Annotated in this window: 20 protein-coding genes and 1 other RNA gene; 1 reads left to right on the top strand and 20 read right to left on the bottom strand. The window is 45.5% G+C overall.

What is annotated here, in order from left to right; translation table 11 throughout:
• Positions 1–345 precede the first annotated feature (345 nt).
• The 16 genes from J2736_RS28165 to rpoE form a co-directional block, all read right to left on the bottom strand.
• Positions 346–615 (bottom strand): pro-sigmaK processing inhibitor BofA family protein, encoded by a 270-nt coding sequence (locus J2736_RS28165; protein ID WP_310501901.1) that lies wholly within the window; start codon positions 613–615, stop codon positions 346–348.
• A 3-nt stretch (positions 616–618) separates the two neighbouring features.
• Positions 619–903 (bottom strand): DUF2508 family protein, encoded by a 285-nt coding sequence (locus tag J2736_RS28160; protein ID WP_310501900.1) that lies wholly within the window; start codon positions 901–903, stop codon positions 619–621.
• 131 nt (positions 904–1,034) lie between these two features.
• Entirely contained in the window at positions 1,035–1,631 is a 597-nt protein-coding gene (recR, locus tag J2736_RS28155) for a recombination mediator RecR (RefSeq protein ID WP_056621953.1), read from the bottom strand.
• A 45-nt stretch (positions 1,632–1,676) separates the two neighbouring features.
• Positions 1,677–1,988 (bottom strand): YbaB/EbfC family nucleoid-associated protein, encoded by a 312-nt coding sequence (locus tag J2736_RS28150; RefSeq protein WP_310501899.1) that lies wholly within the window; start codon positions 1,986–1,988, stop codon positions 1,677–1,679.
• Positions 1,989–2,008: 20 nt separating this feature from the next.
• Entirely contained in the window at positions 2,009–3,754 is a 1,746-nt protein-coding gene (gene dnaX / locus J2736_RS28145; RefSeq protein WP_310501898.1) for a DNA polymerase III subunit gamma/tau, read from the bottom strand.
• 78 nt (positions 3,755–3,832) lie between these two features.
• The gene (locus tag J2736_RS28140; protein WP_310501897.1) at positions 3,833–5,269 is read right to left on the bottom strand and encodes an ATP-binding protein; all 1,437 of its coding nucleotides are present in this window, start codon (positions 5,267–5,269) and stop codon (positions 3,833–3,835) included.
• Positions 5,270–5,449: 180 nt separating this feature from the next.
• Positions 5,450–5,713, bottom strand: an RNA gene (gene ffs / locus J2736_RS28135) — signal recognition particle sRNA large type.
• Between the two features lie 93 nt (positions 5,714–5,806).
• Complete coding sequence (locus J2736_RS28130) at positions 5,807–6,211, bottom strand: hypothetical protein (protein ID WP_310501896.1); 405 nt, start codon at positions 6,209–6,211, stop codon at positions 5,807–5,809.
• Positions 6,212–6,302: 91 nt separating this feature from the next.
• The gene (gene rpmE, locus J2736_RS28125) at positions 6,303–6,500 is read right to left on the bottom strand and encodes a 50S ribosomal protein L31 (RefSeq protein WP_056621960.1); all 198 of its coding nucleotides are present in this window, start codon (positions 6,498–6,500) and stop codon (positions 6,303–6,305) included.
• 130 nt (positions 6,501–6,630) lie between these two features.
• On the bottom strand, positions 6,631–7,905 hold the full coding sequence (locus J2736_RS28120; protein ID WP_310501895.1) for a radical SAM family protein: 1,275 nt from the start codon (positions 7,903–7,905) through the stop codon (positions 6,631–6,633).
• A gap of 74 nt (positions 7,906–7,979) precedes the next feature.
• Positions 7,980–9,278: a transcription termination factor Rho gene (rho, locus tag J2736_RS28115; protein WP_310501894.1), complete on the bottom strand. Its 1,299-nt coding sequence runs from the start codon at positions 9,276–9,278 to the stop codon at positions 7,980–7,982.
• A gap of 62 nt (positions 9,279–9,340) precedes the next feature.
• Positions 9,341–10,600, bottom strand: coding sequence for a UDP-N-acetylglucosamine 1-carboxyvinyltransferase (locus J2736_RS28110; protein WP_310501909.1), 1,260 nt, complete (start codon positions 10,598–10,600; stop codon positions 9,341–9,343).
• A 334-nt stretch (positions 10,601–10,934) separates the two neighbouring features.
• Positions 10,935–11,789 carry a class II fructose-1,6-bisphosphate aldolase gene (gene fba, locus J2736_RS28105; RefSeq protein WP_310501893.1) on the bottom strand — a complete coding sequence of 285 codons (855 nt, stop codon included), beginning with the start codon at positions 11,787–11,789 and terminating at the stop codon, positions 10,935–10,937.
• Positions 11,790–11,923: 134 nt separating this feature from the next.
• Positions 11,924–12,316, bottom strand: a complete 393-nt coding sequence (locus tag J2736_RS28100) for a response regulator (protein WP_056621969.1) — start codon at positions 12,314–12,316, stop codon at positions 11,924–11,926.
• 163 nt (positions 12,317–12,479) lie between these two features.
• Entirely contained in the window at positions 12,480–14,081 is a 1,602-nt protein-coding gene (locus J2736_RS28095; protein WP_310501892.1) for a CTP synthase, read from the bottom strand.
• A 331-nt stretch (positions 14,082–14,412) separates the two neighbouring features.
• On the bottom strand, positions 14,413–14,994 hold the full coding sequence (gene rpoE, locus J2736_RS28090; protein WP_310501891.1) for a DNA-directed RNA polymerase subunit delta: 582 nt from the start codon (positions 14,992–14,994) through the stop codon (positions 14,413–14,415).
• A gap of 569 nt (positions 14,995–15,563) precedes the next feature.
• Here rpoE and J2736_RS28085 point away from each other — a divergent pair.
• On the top strand, positions 15,564–16,730 hold the full coding sequence (locus tag J2736_RS28085; RefSeq protein WP_310501890.1) for a S8 family peptidase: 1,167 nt from the start codon (positions 15,564–15,566) through the stop codon (positions 16,728–16,730).
• An 83-nt stretch (positions 16,731–16,813) separates the two neighbouring features.
• On the opposite strand, the gene argS is transcribed toward J2736_RS28085, so the two are convergent.
• The 4 genes from argS to speE all read right to left on the bottom strand — a co-directional run bounded on the left by argS (position 16,814) and on the right by speE (position 20,712).
• Complete coding sequence (gene argS, locus J2736_RS28080) at positions 16,814–18,487, bottom strand: arginine--tRNA ligase (protein WP_310501889.1); 1,674 nt, start codon at positions 18,485–18,487, stop codon at positions 16,814–16,816.
• A gap of 6 nt (positions 18,488–18,493) precedes the next feature.
• A complete protein-coding gene (locus J2736_RS28075; protein WP_310501888.1) occupies positions 18,494–18,904 on the bottom strand; it encodes a YwiB family protein in 411 nt (136 codons plus the stop codon).
• A 206-nt stretch (positions 18,905–19,110) separates the two neighbouring features.
• Positions 19,111–19,614, bottom strand: coding sequence for a DinB family protein (locus tag J2736_RS28070; protein ID WP_310501887.1), 504 nt, complete (start codon positions 19,612–19,614; stop codon positions 19,111–19,113).
• A 270-nt stretch (positions 19,615–19,884) separates the two neighbouring features.
• The gene (gene speE / locus J2736_RS28065; protein ID WP_057311106.1) at positions 19,885–20,712 is read right to left on the bottom strand and encodes a polyamine aminopropyltransferase; all 828 of its coding nucleotides are present in this window, start codon (positions 20,710–20,712) and stop codon (positions 19,885–19,887) included.
• Between the last annotated feature and the right edge of the window lie 189 nt (positions 20,713–20,901).

Raw genomic sequence — 20,901 nt, 5'->3', positions numbered from 1 at the left:
CATGTATTAGGCACGCCGCCAGCGTTCGTCCTGAGCCAGGATCAAACTCTCCATAATAGAAAGATGACTTGCTCATTTGAAGCTAGCGAGATTTTACAATCTCATTTATAGTCGATTACTCGACTGTGCTTACTCACTCGTTGTTCAGTTTTCAAAGATCAATCGGCTTGTCCTATCTGCCTTCTTTCAAAAGCAGGAAGTTCAATATACCATAGTTACTTTTGTTTTGCAACTTGTTTTTCTCAAGTTACTTTTGTATTTCCGCATGTCTCAGCGGCAACTTTTATAAGATAACACAGATGCTACAGCCGAGTCAACCCAATTCCAGATGTATTATATTTACATCTACAGCAGCATCATTTTTACACCAATCAACAGAAGAACGCCAGGTACTCCCAATACTGTAGCGGTACCTAAGGTAACTGTATTAATAGGCAGATCTATATGTGTGTACGTACTCAGTAGACTCAGTACATATAGTAGGAAAGCGGCAACTACTACATTCAGACCTAGCGAAGCTGCCAACCTACTAGCACCACGACTGCGAAATACGATTAACACCAACATCAGAGAGGAGAGTATCAACACCCCCCAAATTGTATATTTGAGTATCACGTTCTACACCTCCATTAAACGGTCGCTATCAATTAGGCTTACCCCAAGCTTCTTAGCTTGTTTGATAAGCATTTCAAAACGCTTCTCTGCCGCTTCCATTGCATAAATCGTATAATCAATCTGATCCTTGTCCACAGCGAAGTCAAAGTGAGCTTGTGCCGCCACCCAAGTCTGGTGCGCTGAACGTATCTCTTGAATCAACATGATCTTGTCCATTTTCAATTCTTCCTTAACAGTCTTCGCTCGCGGACTCTTAAATCCACGCATGCCTAATAGAGCCGGTTTCATAGGCAAACCTCCATTCCTCCCACAACTGGGTTGATCTATACATATGGGAATTAAGGGATTTTCAGAACTATTACCATGCTTTTTGGGCAAAAAAAAGAGAGCTTCTCAGCTCTCCTTACTATTTATTCTTTTTATAATTCCCTGCGGCCTTCCATCGCTTTGGATAAGGTTACCTCATCCGCATATTCCAAATCGCCGCCAACCGGCAGACCATGAGCAATACGAGTAACACGTAAGCCGAAGGGTTTGATCAATCTAGATAAGTACATCGCAGTCGCTTCACCCTCAATGTTCGGGTTGGTCGCTAGTATCAATTCCTGCACCGTTTCGTCACCCAATCTCTTGAGCAGCTCCGCGATATGAATTTGATCGGGCCCAATGCCCTCCATAGGAGATATAGCGCCATGCAGCACATGGTAGTAGCCTTCAAACTCCTTGGTTCGCTCAAGCGCGACCAAGTCCTTGGGCTCCTGCACGACACAGATGACAGAATTATCACGACTTTTATCCTGACAAATTCGGCAAGGATCCACATCGGTAATATTGCAACAGACGGAACAATAATGCAGGTTCCGCTTTACATTAACAAGCGATTTGGCAAAATCGATCACGTCTTCTTCTTTCATACGAAGAACATGAAAGGCTAAGCGCCCTGCTGTCTTAGGACCTACTCCCGGCAAGCGGGAAAAGGCATCGATTAACTTCGCTATCGGTTCGGGGTAATACAAAGGAAGTACTCCTTCATGGTACAGAGTCGTTGATTCTACGTTGTCTTAGAACAAGCCAGGGATATTCATACCGCCCGTGAATTTGCCCATATCTTTGTTCGCAATTTCTTCTGCTTTGGACATTGCGTCGTTAACTGCAGTCAACACAAGATCTTGCAGCATTTCAACATCCTCTGGATCTACTGCTTCTGGTTTAATTGTGATGCTTTGAACTTTCTTGTGTCCGTTGATGATACATGTTACCACACCGCCGCCAGCTGTTCCTTCAATCATTTTTGTTCCTAGTTCTTCTTGCGCCTTCATCATTTGCTCTTGCATTTTCTTCACTTGCTTCATCATTTGGTTCATGTTATTCATTATAGATCGCTCCCTTATGGTTAGTCTTCTTTGATTGTTACTAGGTCTTCACCAAACAATTGGATGGCTTCAGATATCCATTCTTCTTTGACCACGTTTCCGCGACCATCCTCTGCCACTAGTTCCATCTCTTCAGGAGGGGCTTGCGTCGATTCACTCTTCGCATCATCCCATTCCTTACGCATTACGGTTAACAAACGCATCGATTTCCCAAACACTGAAGAAAGAACTTGTTCAATAATCACTTTATTCTCTGGCTTCTCCGTCGTATTGCGATGCATCTCATTCTTAAACGCAACGAGTACAACATCATCTAACATCGCTACCAGATCACCATTGACTAACCAAGCATGAACGGTAATTTTCCTCTCTTTGACATCACCTAATACTTGACTCCACTTTAGAAGCGCAGTCTTCGTATCTGGACCCTCGGAGGCTTTCAAATAAGGACCCAGCTTGAGCCCCGATTTCTTAGTTGGTGCAGAGGCAACGGACACTTTCGCCGCAGGCGCTTGCTTCGCGCTCTCGCCAGAAGCAACTGTCACTCCCGATTTTACCAGTTGTGCTAGTTGATCTTCAAGTTGTTTCATTCTTTGGCTCATCTGAGCAATGAGATCACCTTGTGGGACGCGCCCACCTGCTTCCTCCAAAGAACGAACAACTGGACTGCCTTCTGTTCCACGATGACCGCCGCTTATTTTCATAATGGCAATTTCAAGCATCGTTTGCGGCTGTACGGAATATTTCATCTCACTCTGATAATGATTGAGCGTTTCAATCATGCTCATCATTTCGACTGGGGAGAAGTGACTCGCAACTTCCTTAATCTCTGCCATATCAAACACACGTTCCGAAATCACAGGTGAATTCGGTACCATACGTACCATTAGCAAATCGCGGAAATAGTGAATTAAATTTTCGATACACTTGTCTGCGCTTTTGCCCTCTTGCATGAAGGTATCAATTAACTCTAGGGCTGCCCCCAGATTCTGTTCCTTAATAAACGTAACAAGTCTCTTAAATTGATCCGAAGCTATACCGCCTGTGATAGACAAAATATCTGTGAGCTGTATTTCCCCTGTTGCAAAAGACGCTGCTTGATCAAGTAGACTTAGCGCATCTCGCATCCCGCCATCCGATAGTCTTGCTATATAGTGAAGAGCTTCTTTATCAATGGAAATCTGCTCTTGATCACAAACATACTGTAGACGCCCTACCTCATCCTCCATGGAAACACGGCGAAAATCGAAGCGCTGACAGCGCGAGATAATGGTTGCAGGAATTTTGTGAGGCTCCGTTGTCGCCAAAATAAACATCACGTGCGCAGGCGGCTCTTCGAGCGTCTTCAATAAGGCATTGAATGCTTCTGTCGTCAGCATGTGCACTTCATCGATAATATACACCTTTTGCCTGACTTCCGTCGGCGCATATTTGACCTTATCTCGGATATCACGAATCTCTTCCACACCGCGGTTAGATGCTGCGTCAATTTCTACAACGTCCATGACTGCACCTTCTGTGATACGTTCACAGGCAGAACATTGGTTGCACGGCTCTTCCGAAGGGCCATTCAAGCAATTGATAGCTTTGGCCAATATTTTGGCTGTACTTGTTTTACCCGTACCACGGGGTCCGTTAAACAAATAAGCATGGGTTAGACGATTTTCCCGCAGAGAATTCTGCAGCGTTTGTGTAATATGCCGCTGTCCAACAACTTCACGAAACGTCTGCGACCTCCACGTACGATACAAAGCAATGTGTGCCATAGTGTTCCTCTCCAATAATCCCTGGGTGGATTGACTATACCCATTATACTATAACGCATCAAGGGATGAAATAGAGGATCAGGTATAGGGAATCGTTATGGTGAAGGTAGTCCCAAAACCTTTGGAAGCAACACGAATGGTCCCGCCCATATCATGGATGATACGCTGGCACACGGAGAGCCCGAGCCCAGTCCCCGTATCCTTCGTCGTAAAGAAGGGATCGAATATTTTATCAATCACGAACATCGGTATCCCTGAGCCTGTGTCATGAATATCCACACACACATTGCGTTCAATCGTATCTACACGCTCCGAAATCGTCAATACCCCACCATCGGGCATGGCTTCGATCCCATTTTTGCAAACATTCAGAAAAACTTGCTTTAAGAGTTCATTATCCGCAATCACTTCGGGGAGATGAGGCGAAGCCTCGTGGTGGAGCTGAACGTTATAGAGGATCGCTTCATTATGAATGACCGGTACAATCTCATGCAGGACCTCCGTAACATGAATACGCTCATAGGCGACATGCTTGGGCTTACTTAGCATAAGAAATTCATTCACAAGCGCGTTAATCCGATCAATTTCCCCCAACATCACATCAGTAAAGCTCTGTTCCTTATCCATGCCACGCTCACCAAAGGTGCGTCGCAGCATCTGTAAGAATCCTTTGATCGATGTTAAAGGGTTGCGTATTTCATGTGCTGTACCTGCGGCAATCTGTCCGATCATGGCCAGTCGATCACTTCGCCAGACCATTTGTTCCAGTGAGCGCATGTTGGTGACATCTTTGAAAATAACATAAGCACCCACTATGTTCCCGTGACCATCTTTCAACACATTCGAATCGAGGAGTAACTCAAAGCGCTCTTGATTATTCGTCCACGAAACGGCATGATTACGTACAATCGCACCATTCAAAATCGTTTTTTGCACGAGTTGATGCTGGCTAGGTACCGAAGCAAAAATCTCATCCAACGACTTATTGCGTACAAGTTCTTTCTCCATGGCTAGCATTTGGCAAGCTCGATCACTTATGTCGGCAAGGCGATAATCCATATCTATTAATAAGACGCCTAAGTTGATATCTTTTAAAAAAGCATCCGAAAAACGCTGCAATAAGTTTAATTGCTGGCCTTCTTCTTTATTTTTAAATGACAATAGATAGATGGTTCTATCCCCTTGTGTGAGTTTGAGCATAGAAAATTGAAAGTAAATCATTCCCCCATGCTTCCCCTTCAAGAAAACATGAGGCCACTCGCCCACATCCATCTCATTGTTAAAATGAAATTCGTATAACTCACGCAAGGATGATCTCACTTTGAAAAATTGAGAAAATGCCACACCCGTAATTTCGTCCACTGAATAACCTGAAAATTTTAAGAGCTGATCCGTAGCAAGTAAGAGCTTCTCTTCTTCATCAACCATGAGCATGCCAGTTTGTATACTATGATTGAACAATTTTCGTAGTTCGTCCATCGATACCGAATACACTTGAGGCGAATGAATGGGCATGTCAACAGCTCCTTCACTTTCTCTTCTTCTCATCGAACTACTTTTGAGCGGGATTCCGTTGGGGCTATGGTGTAAATATTCTCTGTAAAGTCATATTCTTCCTGCAAAAATAGTAAAAGAAAAAACGCCCTAATTGCTGGCGTTTTGGTTATGTGTTCTTACAAATACGGTATAATTACACCGTGCACCTGTTATTGATAAAGGGATACAAGCGAACTCTTATCGTTAGCTCAAATCAGGCAACCCCTCGGCACATGAAACATCTCACTTACGGCTGCTTCCTTCCAGACCTGACCGGGTTCATGAGCATCCATTGCGAAGGACCCGACTCTCAACACCACGTGTAAAAGCCAGACCTCACATCACAGTACCGCTAACAGGAATTCAACCTCGCTACAGCGGATTGCGAGTTACAGGGCACCGCTACCTCCCCGTCTAGCACAGTAAAAATAGTATAGCTGATTCAATGCCAAATAGCAACCTAAGGGGAAAAAGTAACATATATAGGATCTTTGGCCTTAGCTAAAATCTCTCTGCTTACTGCACCATTCGCACGAATATTTTGTACCGCGGCATATTCGTTTCTAAAGCCATCTGCGCTTGCGAACGCAGCTCCTCTACTTGCGCCGCCGTCAAGGAGGCTTGAGGTTTGATTTTCACATTGACCGAAGTGCCATTGATCCCAATGTTGGTTTTCTCTATGCCTGGCAGCTGTGCAAGCACTGCCTTCATTAAATTCGAGTCATCCTCATAATGATGGTATGTCGGGTTCATAGGATTATTGGGGTTCACATCTGTGATTCCCAACATGCCGTCTTGCTTGTAGTTCTGAACCTTATACGTATCATTCGGTTTCTTATTGTTTCCCGTCCACATGCCACAACCCACTAAACTCGCAACAAGTACAGCAGTCCCTGTAAGTTTAATTAGACCCTTAAACATAAAAACACCTCCCAATGGACTCTAAGCCTAAGCTTAGGATGACCATGGGAGGATGTCTTATGCTGATTGGCAATCAAGTAAATGATGCCAATTAGATTCCGTATTTCTTTTTGAACTTGTCGACACGGCCGCCTACATCGATAAACTTTTGTTTACCAGTGTAGAAAGGATGACAATTGGAGCAAATCTCAACACGAAGATTTGGCTTGATTGAACCCGTTTCGAATACATTACCACAAGCGCAAGTCACTGTGGTTGCATGATAAGTAGGATGAATTCCTGCTTTCATTTGGTTCACCTTCTTTCCGCCCTGAATCATTTGCTGAAACAGAGTTAATGGACGTACTACAGCATTGTAGCATACTCACGAGTCTGGATGCAATCCAAATCACTCGGTTAATACTTCCACTCACTTAGCTTTAAAGCACTGTTGTGAGCGTGCGATCGCTGGTGTAGAATTTCGGCGTGTGGGAATACGAGCCAATAACCACATCCGGTAATTCTTGCTCGAAGATCTCGATCATTTGCTTCATACCTAACAGTTCTCCCTGAGCCTTAGGAATAATGCCTAAGTAACTCTCGGGGTCGATATTTAGATTGCGCATTTGAATCAATTTCAATCCGGTTCTGCGGACAAATTCAATCATCGCTTCCACTTCTTCTTCCCGATCCGTGACACCCGGGAACACAAGATAGTTAATCGATGTGATGACTCCTTTGTCCGTTGCATAGCGAAGTGATTTCTCAACATTCTTGAGGGTATAAGCTCTTGGCTTGTAATAAGCGTTATAGTGATCATCCAAAGCGCTGATCGTGCTTACACGCATGAGATCCAGACCTGCATCAACAATGCCGCGGATATGGTCCGTAAGACCAGCATTCGTATTAATATTGATGTAACCCATCTTCGTTTGCTCACGCACGCGCTTGATGGCATCAATAATAATGACAGCCTGTGTGCTCGGTTCCCCTTCACAGCCTTGACCGAAGGAAATAATGCTGTCCGGTGTCCGCAGATGCTCTAACATGATCTCCGTAATCTCTTCGACCTTGGGCTTGAAGTTCATCCGTGTTTGCGGAGCGACAAAACCACTCTCATCTGGCTGCTCAGAGATACACCCGAAGCACCCTGCATTACAGGAGTAAGAGACAGGAACTGCCCCTTCCCAGCGCTGCAGGAACGTGTTCGATGCCGTTAAGCACTCGTAACCTAGCGCACAATTCGACAGATGCGCATATAGGCGATTCTCCGGATATTTGGCTGTTAGCCGTTTCACTTCAACTTCAAGTTCATCCGGATCACAGTGGATCGGATTCCAGAAGTAAGGATTATCCGTAAGACGCGCGGCAACGTAGAAGCCGTCTTCCTTCCAGACTACGGCCGTATAACCGAACAAAGGTAATGCCTTTGTTTTATCGGACTTCACATACCCTGGGAGGAGTAACCGCGTGAAGCCTTGCGGAAGCAACGCACCAACAGCGTGATAATCACCCTCTACGAGCTTCATATCACCTGTTGCAGCATCAATACCAACCGGGCGCGTGAAGGGCAGACTAACGAGAGTTGAGCCCTCTGGTAGAGGGATCAGTTCTTCATCTAATATTTCAGTAATCATTTCTGCATTTCGCCCTAAAGCCAAATAATCAGGATGATCAAATACATTTCCTTGTGAATCTGAATAAACCAAGTTCATAACGGTACTCCTCTTTGTACGTTAAAGTAAACGACCTCACCGACTTCCTTGGGTGGATGCCGTTTATCTTAAGCTTAAGATGCTGAGTTTTTGACTTTGCCTTTGTTTGGCCCTGATGACGATCCCGCAGATGGGGATGCCAATGAGTCCAAAAACTCTTGATTCGTCTTCGTATCCGCAAGCTTCTTAATAAAGGCTTCGGTGTACTCATGTGAATCATTCATGCCTTTGCGAAGTGCCCATACTTTCTCGAGCTCATCCTTGCTGAGTAATGCTTCTTCACGACGCGTCCCTGAGCGACGAATATCGATAGCAGGGAAGATACGGCGTTCTGCCATTTTACGATCAAGATGAAGTTCCAAATTACCCGTACCTTTAAATTCTTCATAAATGACGTCATCCATACGCGAACCTGTTTCAACGAGTGCTGTAGCAAGGATAGTTAAGCTGCCGCCCTCTTCAATGTTACGAGCAGCTCCGAAAAAACGCTTAGGGCGATGGAAAGCAGCGGGGTCAACACCACCGGACAACGTCCGGCCTGAAGGCGGAACGACGAGGTTATAAGCTCTAGCTAACCGAGTGATACTATCGAGCAGAATGACAACGTCTTTCTTATGTTCAACAAGACGCATAGCGCGTTCTAGTACAAGTTCAGCAACTTTAATGTGATTTTCCGGAAGCTCATCAAAAGTAGAAGCTACGACTTCTCCTTTGACAGAGCGCTGCATATCGGTAACTTCCTCAGGACGCTCATCAATCAGTAGAACGAATAACTCAATCTCCGGGTAATTCGTAGAGATACTGTTGGCGATTTCTTTGAGCAGCAATGTTTTACCCGCTTTCGGAGGTGCAACGACAAGCCCACGCTGACCAAGACCTACAGGAGCAAGCAAGTCCATAATTCGCATGGAAATCTTGTTCGGCTCCGTCTCCAGTGTAATCCTAGTATCCGGATACAGCGGCGTTAATGCTGGGAAATGCAAGCGCTCCGCAGCCGTCTCTGGTTTCTCACCATTGACCGCTTCAACTTGAAGCAGTCCGAAATAACGTTCGTTCTCCTTCGGTGGACGACACTTCCCAGAAACGATGTCCCCCGATCGTAAATCAAACTTCCGAATTTGAGAAGCTGAAATATAAATATCCTCTGAGCTAGGAAGATAGTTGATGGGACGCAAGAATCCAAAGCCTTCTTGCAAAATTTCCAGGACACCTTGCATGAACAGGAATCCACTCTCTGCTGCTTGTGCACGTAAAATGGCAAAAATAAGTTCTCTTTTTTTCAGCGTACCATAATAGGGAATCTGATATTTCTTAGCTAGTTTATATAATTCAGTAAGCTTGAGTACTTCAAGCTCAGCAAGCTGCATGCTCATGTTTCAACCACCAAACTATTAAATTTTCAATTGGATTCTAGCATTGCCTGTTGTCTGGCACTTTATTCCTCGTTCTCGCGCCAAACTTCCGCACCTAGGGAAGATAGATTAAACACTAAATTCTCATAACCGCGATCGATGTACTCCACACCGGACACTTCGGTAACTCCGCCTGTCATAACACTGAGGCCGGCAATAACCAAAGCTGCTCCTGCGCGTAAATCTGTCGCTCTTACTTTCGCTGAACTCAGCTGCGACCCTTCAATGATGGCCGATCGTCCTTCAACTCTTATCTTTGCTCCCATGCGTACAAGCTCTGGAATGTGCTTAAATCGATTGCTATAAACATGATCTGTTAATACGCTAACTCCTTTGGCTTGGCAAAGCAGGCTAGACATTGGAGATTGTAGGTCTGTTGCAAACCCAGGGTAAATTAATGCTTTCACGTCTACGCTTTCATAGATCGGCTGACCAACAATACGAATGGATTCATCCATTTCATAAACGTGGACACCCATTTCTTGCAGCTTTGCTGTCAATGCTTCCAAATGCTTCGGAATCACGTTGTCTACCGTTACGTCGCCGCGCGTCGCCGCTGCAGCAATCATGTACGTTCCCGCTTGGATACGGTCAGGGATAATGGAGTGACGGCAGCCATGAAGTTCAGAAACCCCATCAATACGAATCGTATCCGTACCAGCTCCCTTGATTTTCGCACCCATCGAATTTAAAAGTGTTGCCACATCTATAATTTCAGGCTCTTTCGCCGCATTTTCAATTGTAGTCAAACCCTTAGCACGTGAAGCAGCTAACATAATATTAATCGTAGCCCCTACACTCGCCATGTCTAAATAAATCTTAGCTCCGCGCAATTCCTTCGCACGAATGTGAAGCGCACCGTTTTCATTACTTACTACAGCACCAAGTGCTTCAAAACCTTTGATATGAAGATCAATCGGACGCGGTTCGAAGTTACACCCGCCTGGAAGACCTATCGTCGCCTCACCAAATCTCCCCAAAAGTGCACCCATTAAATAATACGAAGCGCGCAGCTTCTTCACTTTGCCATTGGGCATTGCAAGAGGCTTCATCTGGCTTGGATCAATGGTCATACGATCCTCGTTCCAATCGATCGTCGCGCCTAAATCCGTCAAAATTTCAGTATATATAGCCACATCGCTTAAATGTGGAAGATTATCCAACGTTACTGGTGTTTCTGCAAGCACTGCAGCAGGAATAAGTGCAATCGCGCTATTCTTTGCTCCACTAATTTGAACCGTTCCCCGTAGTGGGCGTCCACCGACGACCATTAATTTCTCCAACATACTTCTCCCCCTAAACCAGGTGCCTTCTCACTAACCACAAACCCAAACCCATGAACGACAATCAACAAATCCTACGTATTTCCACAATTATTCGACGAAAATCCACAAAAAAGGAATTAAATAAATAATGGCGAGGTAAACAAACGACTTCGCTCCCCCATAGGGCTAAGCACGTTTGTCACAGTTATTTCGAAGCAAAAGAAGGTTGCTTTAACTTGATATCAACAAATAGAAGAAGGAAACGCCCGCAATAACACAGACAGATGGCAACGATTGTCGACCATCCATCTGTGTATTGCTGCATTTCCTATCCTGTCTATACAATTTGGAATTAAGCTTGGTTGCTGCTTCCGAACAATTGAATTTTGGATTTTACTACTTCGATCATAGCGTTACGAGCTGGGGTTAGATATTTACGAGGATCATAAATTTTAGCATCTTTGTTCAGAGCTGCGCGGATGCTTTCTGTGCATGCCACTTGGTTCTCTGTGTTCACGTTGATTTTGCCAACGCCTGCTGCAATAGATTTACGGATCATTTCGTCTGGAACGCCAGATCCACCGTGTAATACAACTGGAACTGGGATCGCTTTGGAAACTGCTTCAATGATATCAAAGTGAATGTTTGGCTCGCCAGCGTACATACCGTGTGCAGTACCTACTGCGATTGCCAAGCAATCAACGCCTGTTTCTTCGTAGAAGCGGATAGCTTCTTCTGGTTTTGCAAGGTTAGCGTGCTCTTCATCAACAGAGATGTCATCCTCAACGCCACCAATTGTTCCAAGCTCACCCTCAACGGATACGCCCATAGCACGAGCTGCTTTAACAACTTCTTTCGTCAAACGAATGTTTTCTTCGAAAGAATAGTGGGAACCATCGAACATAACAGAGCTGAATCCTGCACGGATACATTTCATTGCTACTTCAAACGAACTACCGTGATCTAAATGCAAAGCGATCGGAAGACCGGATTTCTTAGCTGCTGCTTCTGCAAGAGCTACAGTAAACTCGATACCCATATATTTCAGTGCGCCTTCGCTAACACCATAAATGAACGGGGAGTTCAGTTCAATTGCTGCGTCCACAATTGCTTGAGCAAACTCAAGATTGTTCATGTTAAATTGACCAACCGCATATTTCCCTGCTTTTGCCTTAGGTAAAAATTCATTCATTGAAACCAATGCCATGTTTCTCTTCCTCCTAGAACCTCTTTAGTAGATGCGCATACCGCTCTCTGTTCATACCTGAGTTATTATAGCACATAACTTTTCAAATGATAACCAAGCCTTCATTTTTCCATAAACAAAAAAAGACCCTATAACTAGGATCCTACAGCAAAACCACTGCTCGACTCATTATTCAATTGCATATTAACGGCTAGACGCAGCTCATCAATATCAAATGGCTTCGTAAAATGCATAATCGCGCCTAAATCTGTCGCTTCTTTGATCATGTCCAGCTCACCATAGGCCGTCATCATGATGACTTTAATCGACACATCGATCTCTTTGACATGCTTCAAGATATCAAGTCCATCCATACCAGGGATCTTCATGTCGAGAAGTATGAGATCAGGCGAAACATTTCTTACAATTTCCAAGGCCAACTTGCCATTGGAGGCTTGATAGGTATCGTACCCTTCGTTACTAAACACTTCCATGAGGAGTACACGAATTCCATTTTGATCATCGACTACCAATACTTTTTTCTTCATCAGCCAAGTCCCCTCCCGAAAACGAATAACAAGTTCCAATCCTATGTGTCAAGGTATTCGCTATTCGTTTTCGTTTTCCTTCCGAGGAGAGCATTTATTTTGAAAACTTTTACAAAAAAGTTGATAAACAGGAGAGAGTACTCTAGTTCAGCAACGTGAAATTTTAATGAGCAATCAATTGCGCAGCCTTCACAAATTCACGGAAAAGCGGCTGTGGACGGTTCGGACGTGATGTGAATTCCGGGTGGAATTGCACAGCCAAGAACCATGGGTGACCTGGAAGTTCAACCATTTCGACCAGACGACCATCTGGTGATGTCCCTGAAATACGCAAGCCAGCGGATTCAATCAATTCGCGGTACTCGTTATTAAATTCATACCGGTGACGATGTCTTTCGTAGACAAGCTCATCGTTGTATGTCGTCGCAGCAAGTGATCCTGGCGTCAATTTACAAGGGTATAGACCCAAACGCATAGTTCCGCCTAGATTCTCGATATCCTTTTGCTCTGGCAATAGGTCGATTACTGGATATGCGGTTGTTGGATTGATCTCGGAACTATTCGCGCCATCCAAGCCACAAACGGAACGAGCGTACTCAATAACAGCAACTTGCATCCCCAAACAAATACCGAAGAAAGGAATTTCTTTCTCACGTGCGTAACGAATCGCCGCGACTTTACCTTCGATTCCGCGATCCCCAAAACCGCCTGGCACAAGAATACCTTGAACGCCAGAAAGAAGGGAATGTACGTTATGGTCGTAAATATCCTCTGCGTTAACCCAACGAATATCAATTTCGGAATCGTTATCGATACCTGCATGTCCTAACGCTTCAACAATACTTAGATACGCATCATGAAGAGCAACATACTTCCCTACGATGGCGATCTCGGTTTTCTTCGTTAAGGATTTGACTTTGCGAACAAGGCTTTCCCACTCTGTCATATCCGGTTGATTCGTTGAAAGCTTCAAGTGATTCACTACGTAATCATCTAGACCTTGCTCACGAAGCATCATCGGAACTTCATACAGGGTTTCTGCATCTTTACATTCAATGACAGCTGCTGGATCAATGTCACAGAACAAGGCAAGCTTGCGCTTCATATCTTCTGTCAAAGAATGCTCTGTACGGCATACAATCACATGCGGTTGAATACCTAAGCCGCGTAGTTCTTTAACGCTATGTTGAGTTGGCTTGGTTTTCACTTCACCAGCTGCTTTGATATAAGGAATCAACGTAACGTGAATGTACATCACATTCTCGCGGCCGATATCATTTTTCATTTGACGAATCGCTTCAAGGAACGGCAAGCTCTCGATATCCCCTACAGTACCACCGATTTCAGTGATAACCACATCGGACCCGGCTTCACGGCCTGCGCGAATCACACGCTCTTTGATTTCATTAGTAATATGCGGGATGACTTGAACTGTTCCGCCTAAATACTCACCACGACGCTCTTTGGTAATAACTGAAGAATACACTTTACCTGAAGTCACGTTCGAGCTTTTGGACAAGTTAATGTCGATAAAACGCTCATAATGACCTAAATCCAGATCCGTTTCTGCACCATCATCCGTTACGAAAACTTCGCCGTGCTGGTAAGGACTCATTGTTCCTGGGTCCACGTTAATATAAGGATCGAACTTCTGAATTGTAACTTTCAAACCTCTGTTCTTAAGCAATCTTCCTAAGGAAGCTGCGGTAATTCCTTTGCCAAGGGATGAAACTACGCCTCCCGTAACGAAAATGTATTTTGTCACTATGTACGCCTCCTTAAAGTTATAAGCTTCCGCTTTAGATTTTGCCAGACTACTGGCATCGTTATAAACATGAAAATAAGTGTGAAAAGGTGCTAGAAAACTGGCCTCTTAAGCATAAGCTCTTGGGTGTCGCCAGAACAAAGGTGTAATAGCATTAGCTTCTGCTAAATAAGTGTTTTCATGAACAAATTACAAAAAAAAGCGCAAAAAAACAAAAAAAAGTGACACCCGTAGTGACGGGGCACTTTTTGAACGCATGCGCGAATTGTTAAGATTCTTTTAAAGCCCATGCAATAGTTTACTCTGAACGTGTAGTGACTGTCAAGACAAGTTATTTGTCGTCTTCGTCATCATCCAAATCGTCTTCATCATCTTCGGAATCTTCATCCAAGTCATCTTCTTCGTCGTCAGCATCGTCACTCTCTTCGATACCCGCTTCACCAAGATCCTCTTCAATTTCTTCATCTTCGAAGAATTCAGTATCCTCTTCCGCTTCTTCTTCCTCTTCGGTTTCGGTACCAAATGCATCGTACTCGTCTTCTTCTGCGTATGTATCTTCTTCTTCCGCATACACGTCTTCATCCAGATCATCATCTTCGTCATTGATAATTCTAGGACGCTTCGCATTGCCAACCGCATCGTCGGACTTCTCAACTGGGTACCAACGCTTCAAGCCCCATAGGTTCGTACCTACACAAGCAAAACGACCATCGATGTTGATCTCCGTATATAGTTGGGCAATTACATTCATGACATTATCTTCAGAAAGCCCTTTTATTTTAGCAATTTCAGCCATAAGTTCACGATAGTAAAACGGCGTATTCGCCGACTTCAGCAATTCGAACGCCAAATCCACCATGGGCATTTCGCGTGCTTGCTCTGTGGTGATTTTGAGTGTGTATTCGTTGCTCATCTAAGGCACATCCTTTTCGATCATTTCTTGACTACGTTATCTACCATAACCAATATCTTCATTAAGTAAAACCTATTTTTTCTAAAATTGCAACTACCCTAAAATAAACGCCTGAAAACAACCCATAAAAAGGAATACAGGCGAAGGTCCCCCCCCGCCCGCGACTGTACCCATAGGAACCGCCAGTTATTGAGCAGCTGTCGTTTCCACTACCTGAGAAAGAGACACTCCTGCCCGCGCCTCTCTATGTATCCTATGTTGAACCTACGCATCTGACACGGCTTTGCACCCATTTATTTCTATAAGGTGTGGTTAAAAAGTCCGATTTTCAGCACCGAGAAGATTGGAAGAAGCTAGGAAATGAGAAGCGGAGCGTAGTGGAAGCTACGTGAGCACCGGAAGTTCCGGCTGAATTCAATATTCGATGTCGAATAAGCATCTTGGACTACTTCGTGATCAAAATTGGACTTTTTGACTACCTCTATAAAGGCGATGACACGGTCAAGTGCGATGACCTGTACATAAGATAGGGGAGATACGAACATACGCTGTAACGGGGGGATGGCACGATGGATACAGCCACCTTTCTTCATCTGCTTCATGAAGATGTAGGTCTTACTAAACAACCAGCAAGAAAGTACCTTATCCATTTCACCTCAAAGACGGATTACTTTGCCTGCAAGTCAGAACTCCTTCGCAAGACGTCTGAACTCCCCAAACTATCCCAAGTTCAACCTTTGGACATTATTCATGCCTTCTCTTGCATGCTGTGTCCAGATACCAAACTCAGAAGTTTTTCCAGCACGACACGTATCGAAGCGGATACGAAATTATTAATAAATAAAATTAAGGGTAAAAAGACGGTACCCAAACGAGCTAGTATTTTATCCAGCTCACGTACGCGCACGATTCCATGGGGGGTTGATCAAATCGGCGCTCCAGAAATCTGGAGTAAATCTGTGGGGCAAAATATTCACGTCGGCGTCATCGATACCGGCATTGACTTCAAGCATCCTGATTTGCGAAACTCCATTTCGCAAGGCATCAATTTATTAAATCGCAGATTGATGCCCCATGATGATAACGGTCATGGTACACATATCGCGGGTACTATCGCGGCAACAGGCCGTAGTTCAGGTATTATAGGAGTAGCACCGCGAGCTATCATTCATCCTGTTAAGGCTTTTGACCAAAATGGAAGCGCCTATGTATCCGATATCATCGCGGGTATTGATTGGTGCGTGCAAAACGACCTCGATATAATTAATATGAGCTTCGGCATGAAGACATACAACCCATCTTTGGAACAAGCGGTACTCAATGCTTATTACAGAGGGAAGGTTATCGTAGCTTCTTCCGGCAATGACGGCAGAAAGAAAACGGTCGATTACCCTGCTCGCTTTTCCCAAGTCGTCTCCGTTGGCGCGACAACACGAACGGGCCGGATTGCTCCCTTCAGCAATCAAGGCGCACAAATCGACATCTATGCACCTGGCGAGCGTGTGTATTCCGCTTGGCTCGGCGGCAAATACAACGAGCTCAGCGGCACTTCTATGGCAACGGCGCATGTAAGCGGCGTTATCGCTCTCATGCTTTCGCTGCGATCCATGTCGCCGCAGCAAATCAAGAATGCGCTGCGCCGCTGCGCATTCCCGCTGAACAAGCGCGCCAACGCCAAGTGGCAGCCTGGGCAATTGAACGCTCCGCGAGCGATCCGCGCAGCGGGGCAAGATTAATGGCGCTGACGGAACCCCAGCGCCTAAAAGAATAAGCTCCCTCTGACCTATGGTCAAGGGAGCTTATTCTCGTTGAGCGGGGATTACATCCGCTCAGGGGCAGATACGCCAACCACGCGAAGCGTGTTGGCTAGGGTCGTGCGCAACGCGCCGAGCAGCGCGAGGCGGGCCTGGGTTAAGGCTGCGTCATCTGTGATGACGTAGTGGCCTCTATAGTAGCTATGGAACTGGCTTGCCAGTTCGTAGACATAGCGGATCATGCGGTGCGGCGTGTACTGCTCAGCCGCAATGGCGATCTCTTCCGGAAGCTCGCCGATCTTGCGCAGCAAGTCGAACTCGGCTTCCGAGGTGAGCTGGGACAGGTCAACCTGCTCCAGCGGCAGCACTGCGATATTCTGCTCTTCCGCCTGACGGAAGATGCTGCAAATCCGTGCATGGGCGTATTGCACATAGAACACAGGGTTCTCATTGGACTGGGAAACCGCCAAGTCCATGTCGAAGTCAAGATGCGAATCCATGCTCCGCATCGCGAAGAAATAACGAATCGGATCTACACCGACTTCGTCCATCAAGTCCTCCATCGTAACGGCTTTGCCGGTACGCTTGGACATTTTTACCTTTTCGCCATTCTGGAATAAGCTCACCATTTGGGCGATCAGCACGACAAGTCGATCTGCTTCAAAGCCTAGGGCTGTCATGGCTGCTTTCATCCGTGGGATGTAGCCGTGGTGGTCAGCGCCCCAAATATTAATTAAGCGGTCATAGCCGCGTCCAAATTTGTTGCGGTGATAAGCAATATCAGGCGTTAGGTAGGTGAAGGACCCGTCGTTTTTGATCAAAACACGGTTCTTGTCATCACCCAGCGGTGTCGTGTTCAACCAAGTTGCGCCATCTTCTTCATAGATATGCCCATTATCGCGAAGCTCCTGAAGCACAGGTGGGATAAAGTTATTGTCATAAATCGACGTTTCGGAGAACCAGTTGTCGAAATGAACACCAAAGCGACCCAAGTCGCGTTTGATTTTGTCGAGTTCTTTCTCAAGTCCGTAAGTACGGAAGTAGGTACGACGCTCTTCGTCCGACAAGCTAAGCAGACGATCTCCCTCAGCAGCCGCAAGATCCGTTGCGAAGCCCTTAATATCTTCACCAAAATAGCCATCCTCTGGCATTTCCGCATCCTGACCAAGCGCTTGCAAATAGCGTGCCTCGATGGATTTGGCCAAGTTGATTACCTGATTACCCGCATCATTAATGTAGTACTCACGAGAAACATCATAGCCCGCAAGATCCAACACGTTGCAAAGCACATCACCAACCGCTGCGCCACGCGCGTGACCCAAGTGGAGGGAACCTGTAGGATTCGCGCTAACGAACTCTACTTGCACTTTGAGACCTTGACCCACGTTAGATTCGCCATAACGGTCACCCAGCTTAGCTACATCGGCGATCACCGGATAGAGGTAGACTTGATTCATTTTAAAATTGATAAAACCCGGGCCTGCAATTTCCGCTTGCGCAATACTCGCTGCATCCTTGTTCAGGTTGGCGATGATTTGCTCAGCAATTTGTCTAGGATTCTGCTTCGCTATGCGCGTCAGCTGCATCGCCACATTCGTCGCGAAGTCACCATGCGTTTTCTCTTTCGGCACTTCGAGAATAATTTCTGGCAGCTGCGCCTCTTCGACGATACCTGCGGCAATAACCGCTTCTTTGATCGCTTGCTTCACGTTTGCTTTCACTTCGTTAAGAACATCCATTTCGTCTTACTCCTCCTGAATTAACAACTTGATTCGATAGGCCCCCGCATGCGTGCCTGATGCATATAGATCATAGCTCCATCTCGTAATTCCAATCCCATGGATGGCTTCCGAGGATAGCTGATGTGTCTCCATTTCCAGTTCCATTCGGAGCTGTGGTGTGTGATAATAGCCCGTCCGCTTCTCTCCGGGAACGAAGGTCTGCTCCGCTTGTACATCGCCTTGACGAAGAATACGGATCTGATTGTCTTCGAGCTTAATGATCGTCACGGTCCGTCCAAGCTCATTCTGCTCTTCTTCGTAGCGGATATAGGTATGATCGCCTTTGCGGTACAGATCACCGCGCGCTTTCTGCACGGTAGTTTCGCTCCCGCTTCGACTCTCAATTCGAATCCGCACCCGCTGCTTATCCGTCATGATTCGATAATCCCCTCTTCTTCTGCTATATCCGGACATTGGATATCCGAACGTAGACATGTTAGGTAATAGTTTATATGAAAGGATAAGTAAATTCAATGGATAGGGGCTCAGGAGGATGGGTTGGGCTTGTTTCTGTGGCGGCAAAAGGGGATGAAAAAGCCCCCACATCCGTTAGGTAACGGAGGTAGAGGCTTCTATCACATCTAAATTGCTGGGGCTGGTCGCCCAAAAGCGACCCATTCCTCTTTCGACGGGCCATAGGCACCGATCACCGGCAAGCCTGCTTGACGCATCAGGATCGTCAACTGGCCGCGATGGTGAATTTCATGTTTGAAGTAACTATATAAGGTATAGCTGATCGTCCACGATTGTCCAAACATCGGAACAACATCCTGCAGTTTCTCATCCGTCAGTTGCGTCCTGACCGCGCTTAGGATATTCTCTGTTGTTGATCTGAAGGCATCAGCAATCATATCAGCTTGCGCAGGCGGCTCGCTTACAAGGGGTGCTGACTCGAAGGCTAACCCAGTTCCGTACAACATGCCGCGTTCCGCATGCACAAGATGCCAAGCAATATAACCTAGTGGACGGTAGCCATCCGCTTGTGTTTGTTTGAGGGATTCATCCGTTAACGTATCTAATAGCTGCTGAGTTTTGGCGGACTCCATTTGGTATTCGCTGATAAAGCTTTCAATTGTCGTAAACATATATAAAACCTCCTAGGAATGGTGGTACAGGCTCGCTGGAGCTTGATGCTCGTGCTGGTGCTAGTGCGATTCATGTCCTGTCCTTGTGTTTATAGTATAGCTAGGAGCTACTGACAGCTGTATGGCAGTGATTGAAATTTGTTTATGGGAGATTAACGTAAGCGAGTTGGGTCGGATTGGCGGTTGACGGACCCGTGGCCAAAACGCAAAAAAGGAAGCCGAATAGTCGACTCCCTCTCTATCAAATCCTATTAACCGCAATTCCGCAGCTTATTTAATTAAATCTTCAACAAATTTAGGCAATACGAACGCTGCTTTGTGCAAGCGAGGTGTGTAGTATTTCGTTGGGAATTCTGGGATTGCTGATTCTTCCACTTGCAGTGGATCGTGCTTTTTGCTGCCCATTGTGAATGTCCACAGACCACTTGGATATGTAGGGATATTCGCACTGTACACACGAACGATAGGGAAGATTTCTTTCACGTCGCGATTAACCGTTTGGATCAAATCCGCTTTGAACCATGGGTTATCGGTTTGAGCAACGAAGATCCCGTCTTCTTTTAGCGCATCAAAAATACCTTGGTAGAAGCCTTTGGAGAATAGCTCCACAGCTGGACCTACAGGTTCCGTGGAATCAACCATGATAACATCGTACGTATTTTTGTGATCGTGAATGTGCATGTAGCCATCGTTAACGATAACTTCAACGCGTGGGTTGTCCAATTCGCCAGCGATCGTTGGCAGATACTTCTTGGAGTACTCGATAACTTTACCATCGATATCAACAAGAACTGCTTTTTTCACTTTCGGGTGCTTCATGATCTCACGAATAACGCCGCCATCTCCGCCACCTACAACAAGTACGTACTCTGGGTTCGGGTGAGTAACAAGCGCTGGGTGAGCAACCATTTCATGATAGACGAACTCGTCTTTAACCGTTGTCATAACCATACCATCGAGTGTAAGCATTGTGCCCCACTCTTCGGTTTCGATCATGGATAGATCTTGAAAATCTGTTTGCTCTCTTACGTATGTTTCTGTAACCTTCGCCGTGATCCCGAAGCTATCCGTTTGTTTCTCCGTGTACCATAATTCCATGAATAACCCTTCTTTCGTTTCTATATTTGGATGAATAATTCCTGATATTTGTCATCTCTAACAGTGTTCCACCAGCCCAAAAAGTCATACGATTTCGGACGTTAATTTCCAGTCCTTTGACATGCACAAATTGTATTATAGTTCATTACCCCCAAAATGCAATAATTTCCTTCCCTTTTTGCCCATTAA

The sequence above is a fragment of the Paenibacillus qinlingensis genome (genome assembly GCF_031455095.1).
GTDB classification, from domain to species: Bacteria; Bacillota; Bacilli; order Paenibacillales; family NBRC-103111; genus Paenibacillus_E; species Paenibacillus_E qinlingensis_A.
This window is presented reverse-complemented; position numbering and strand designations above follow the sequence as displayed.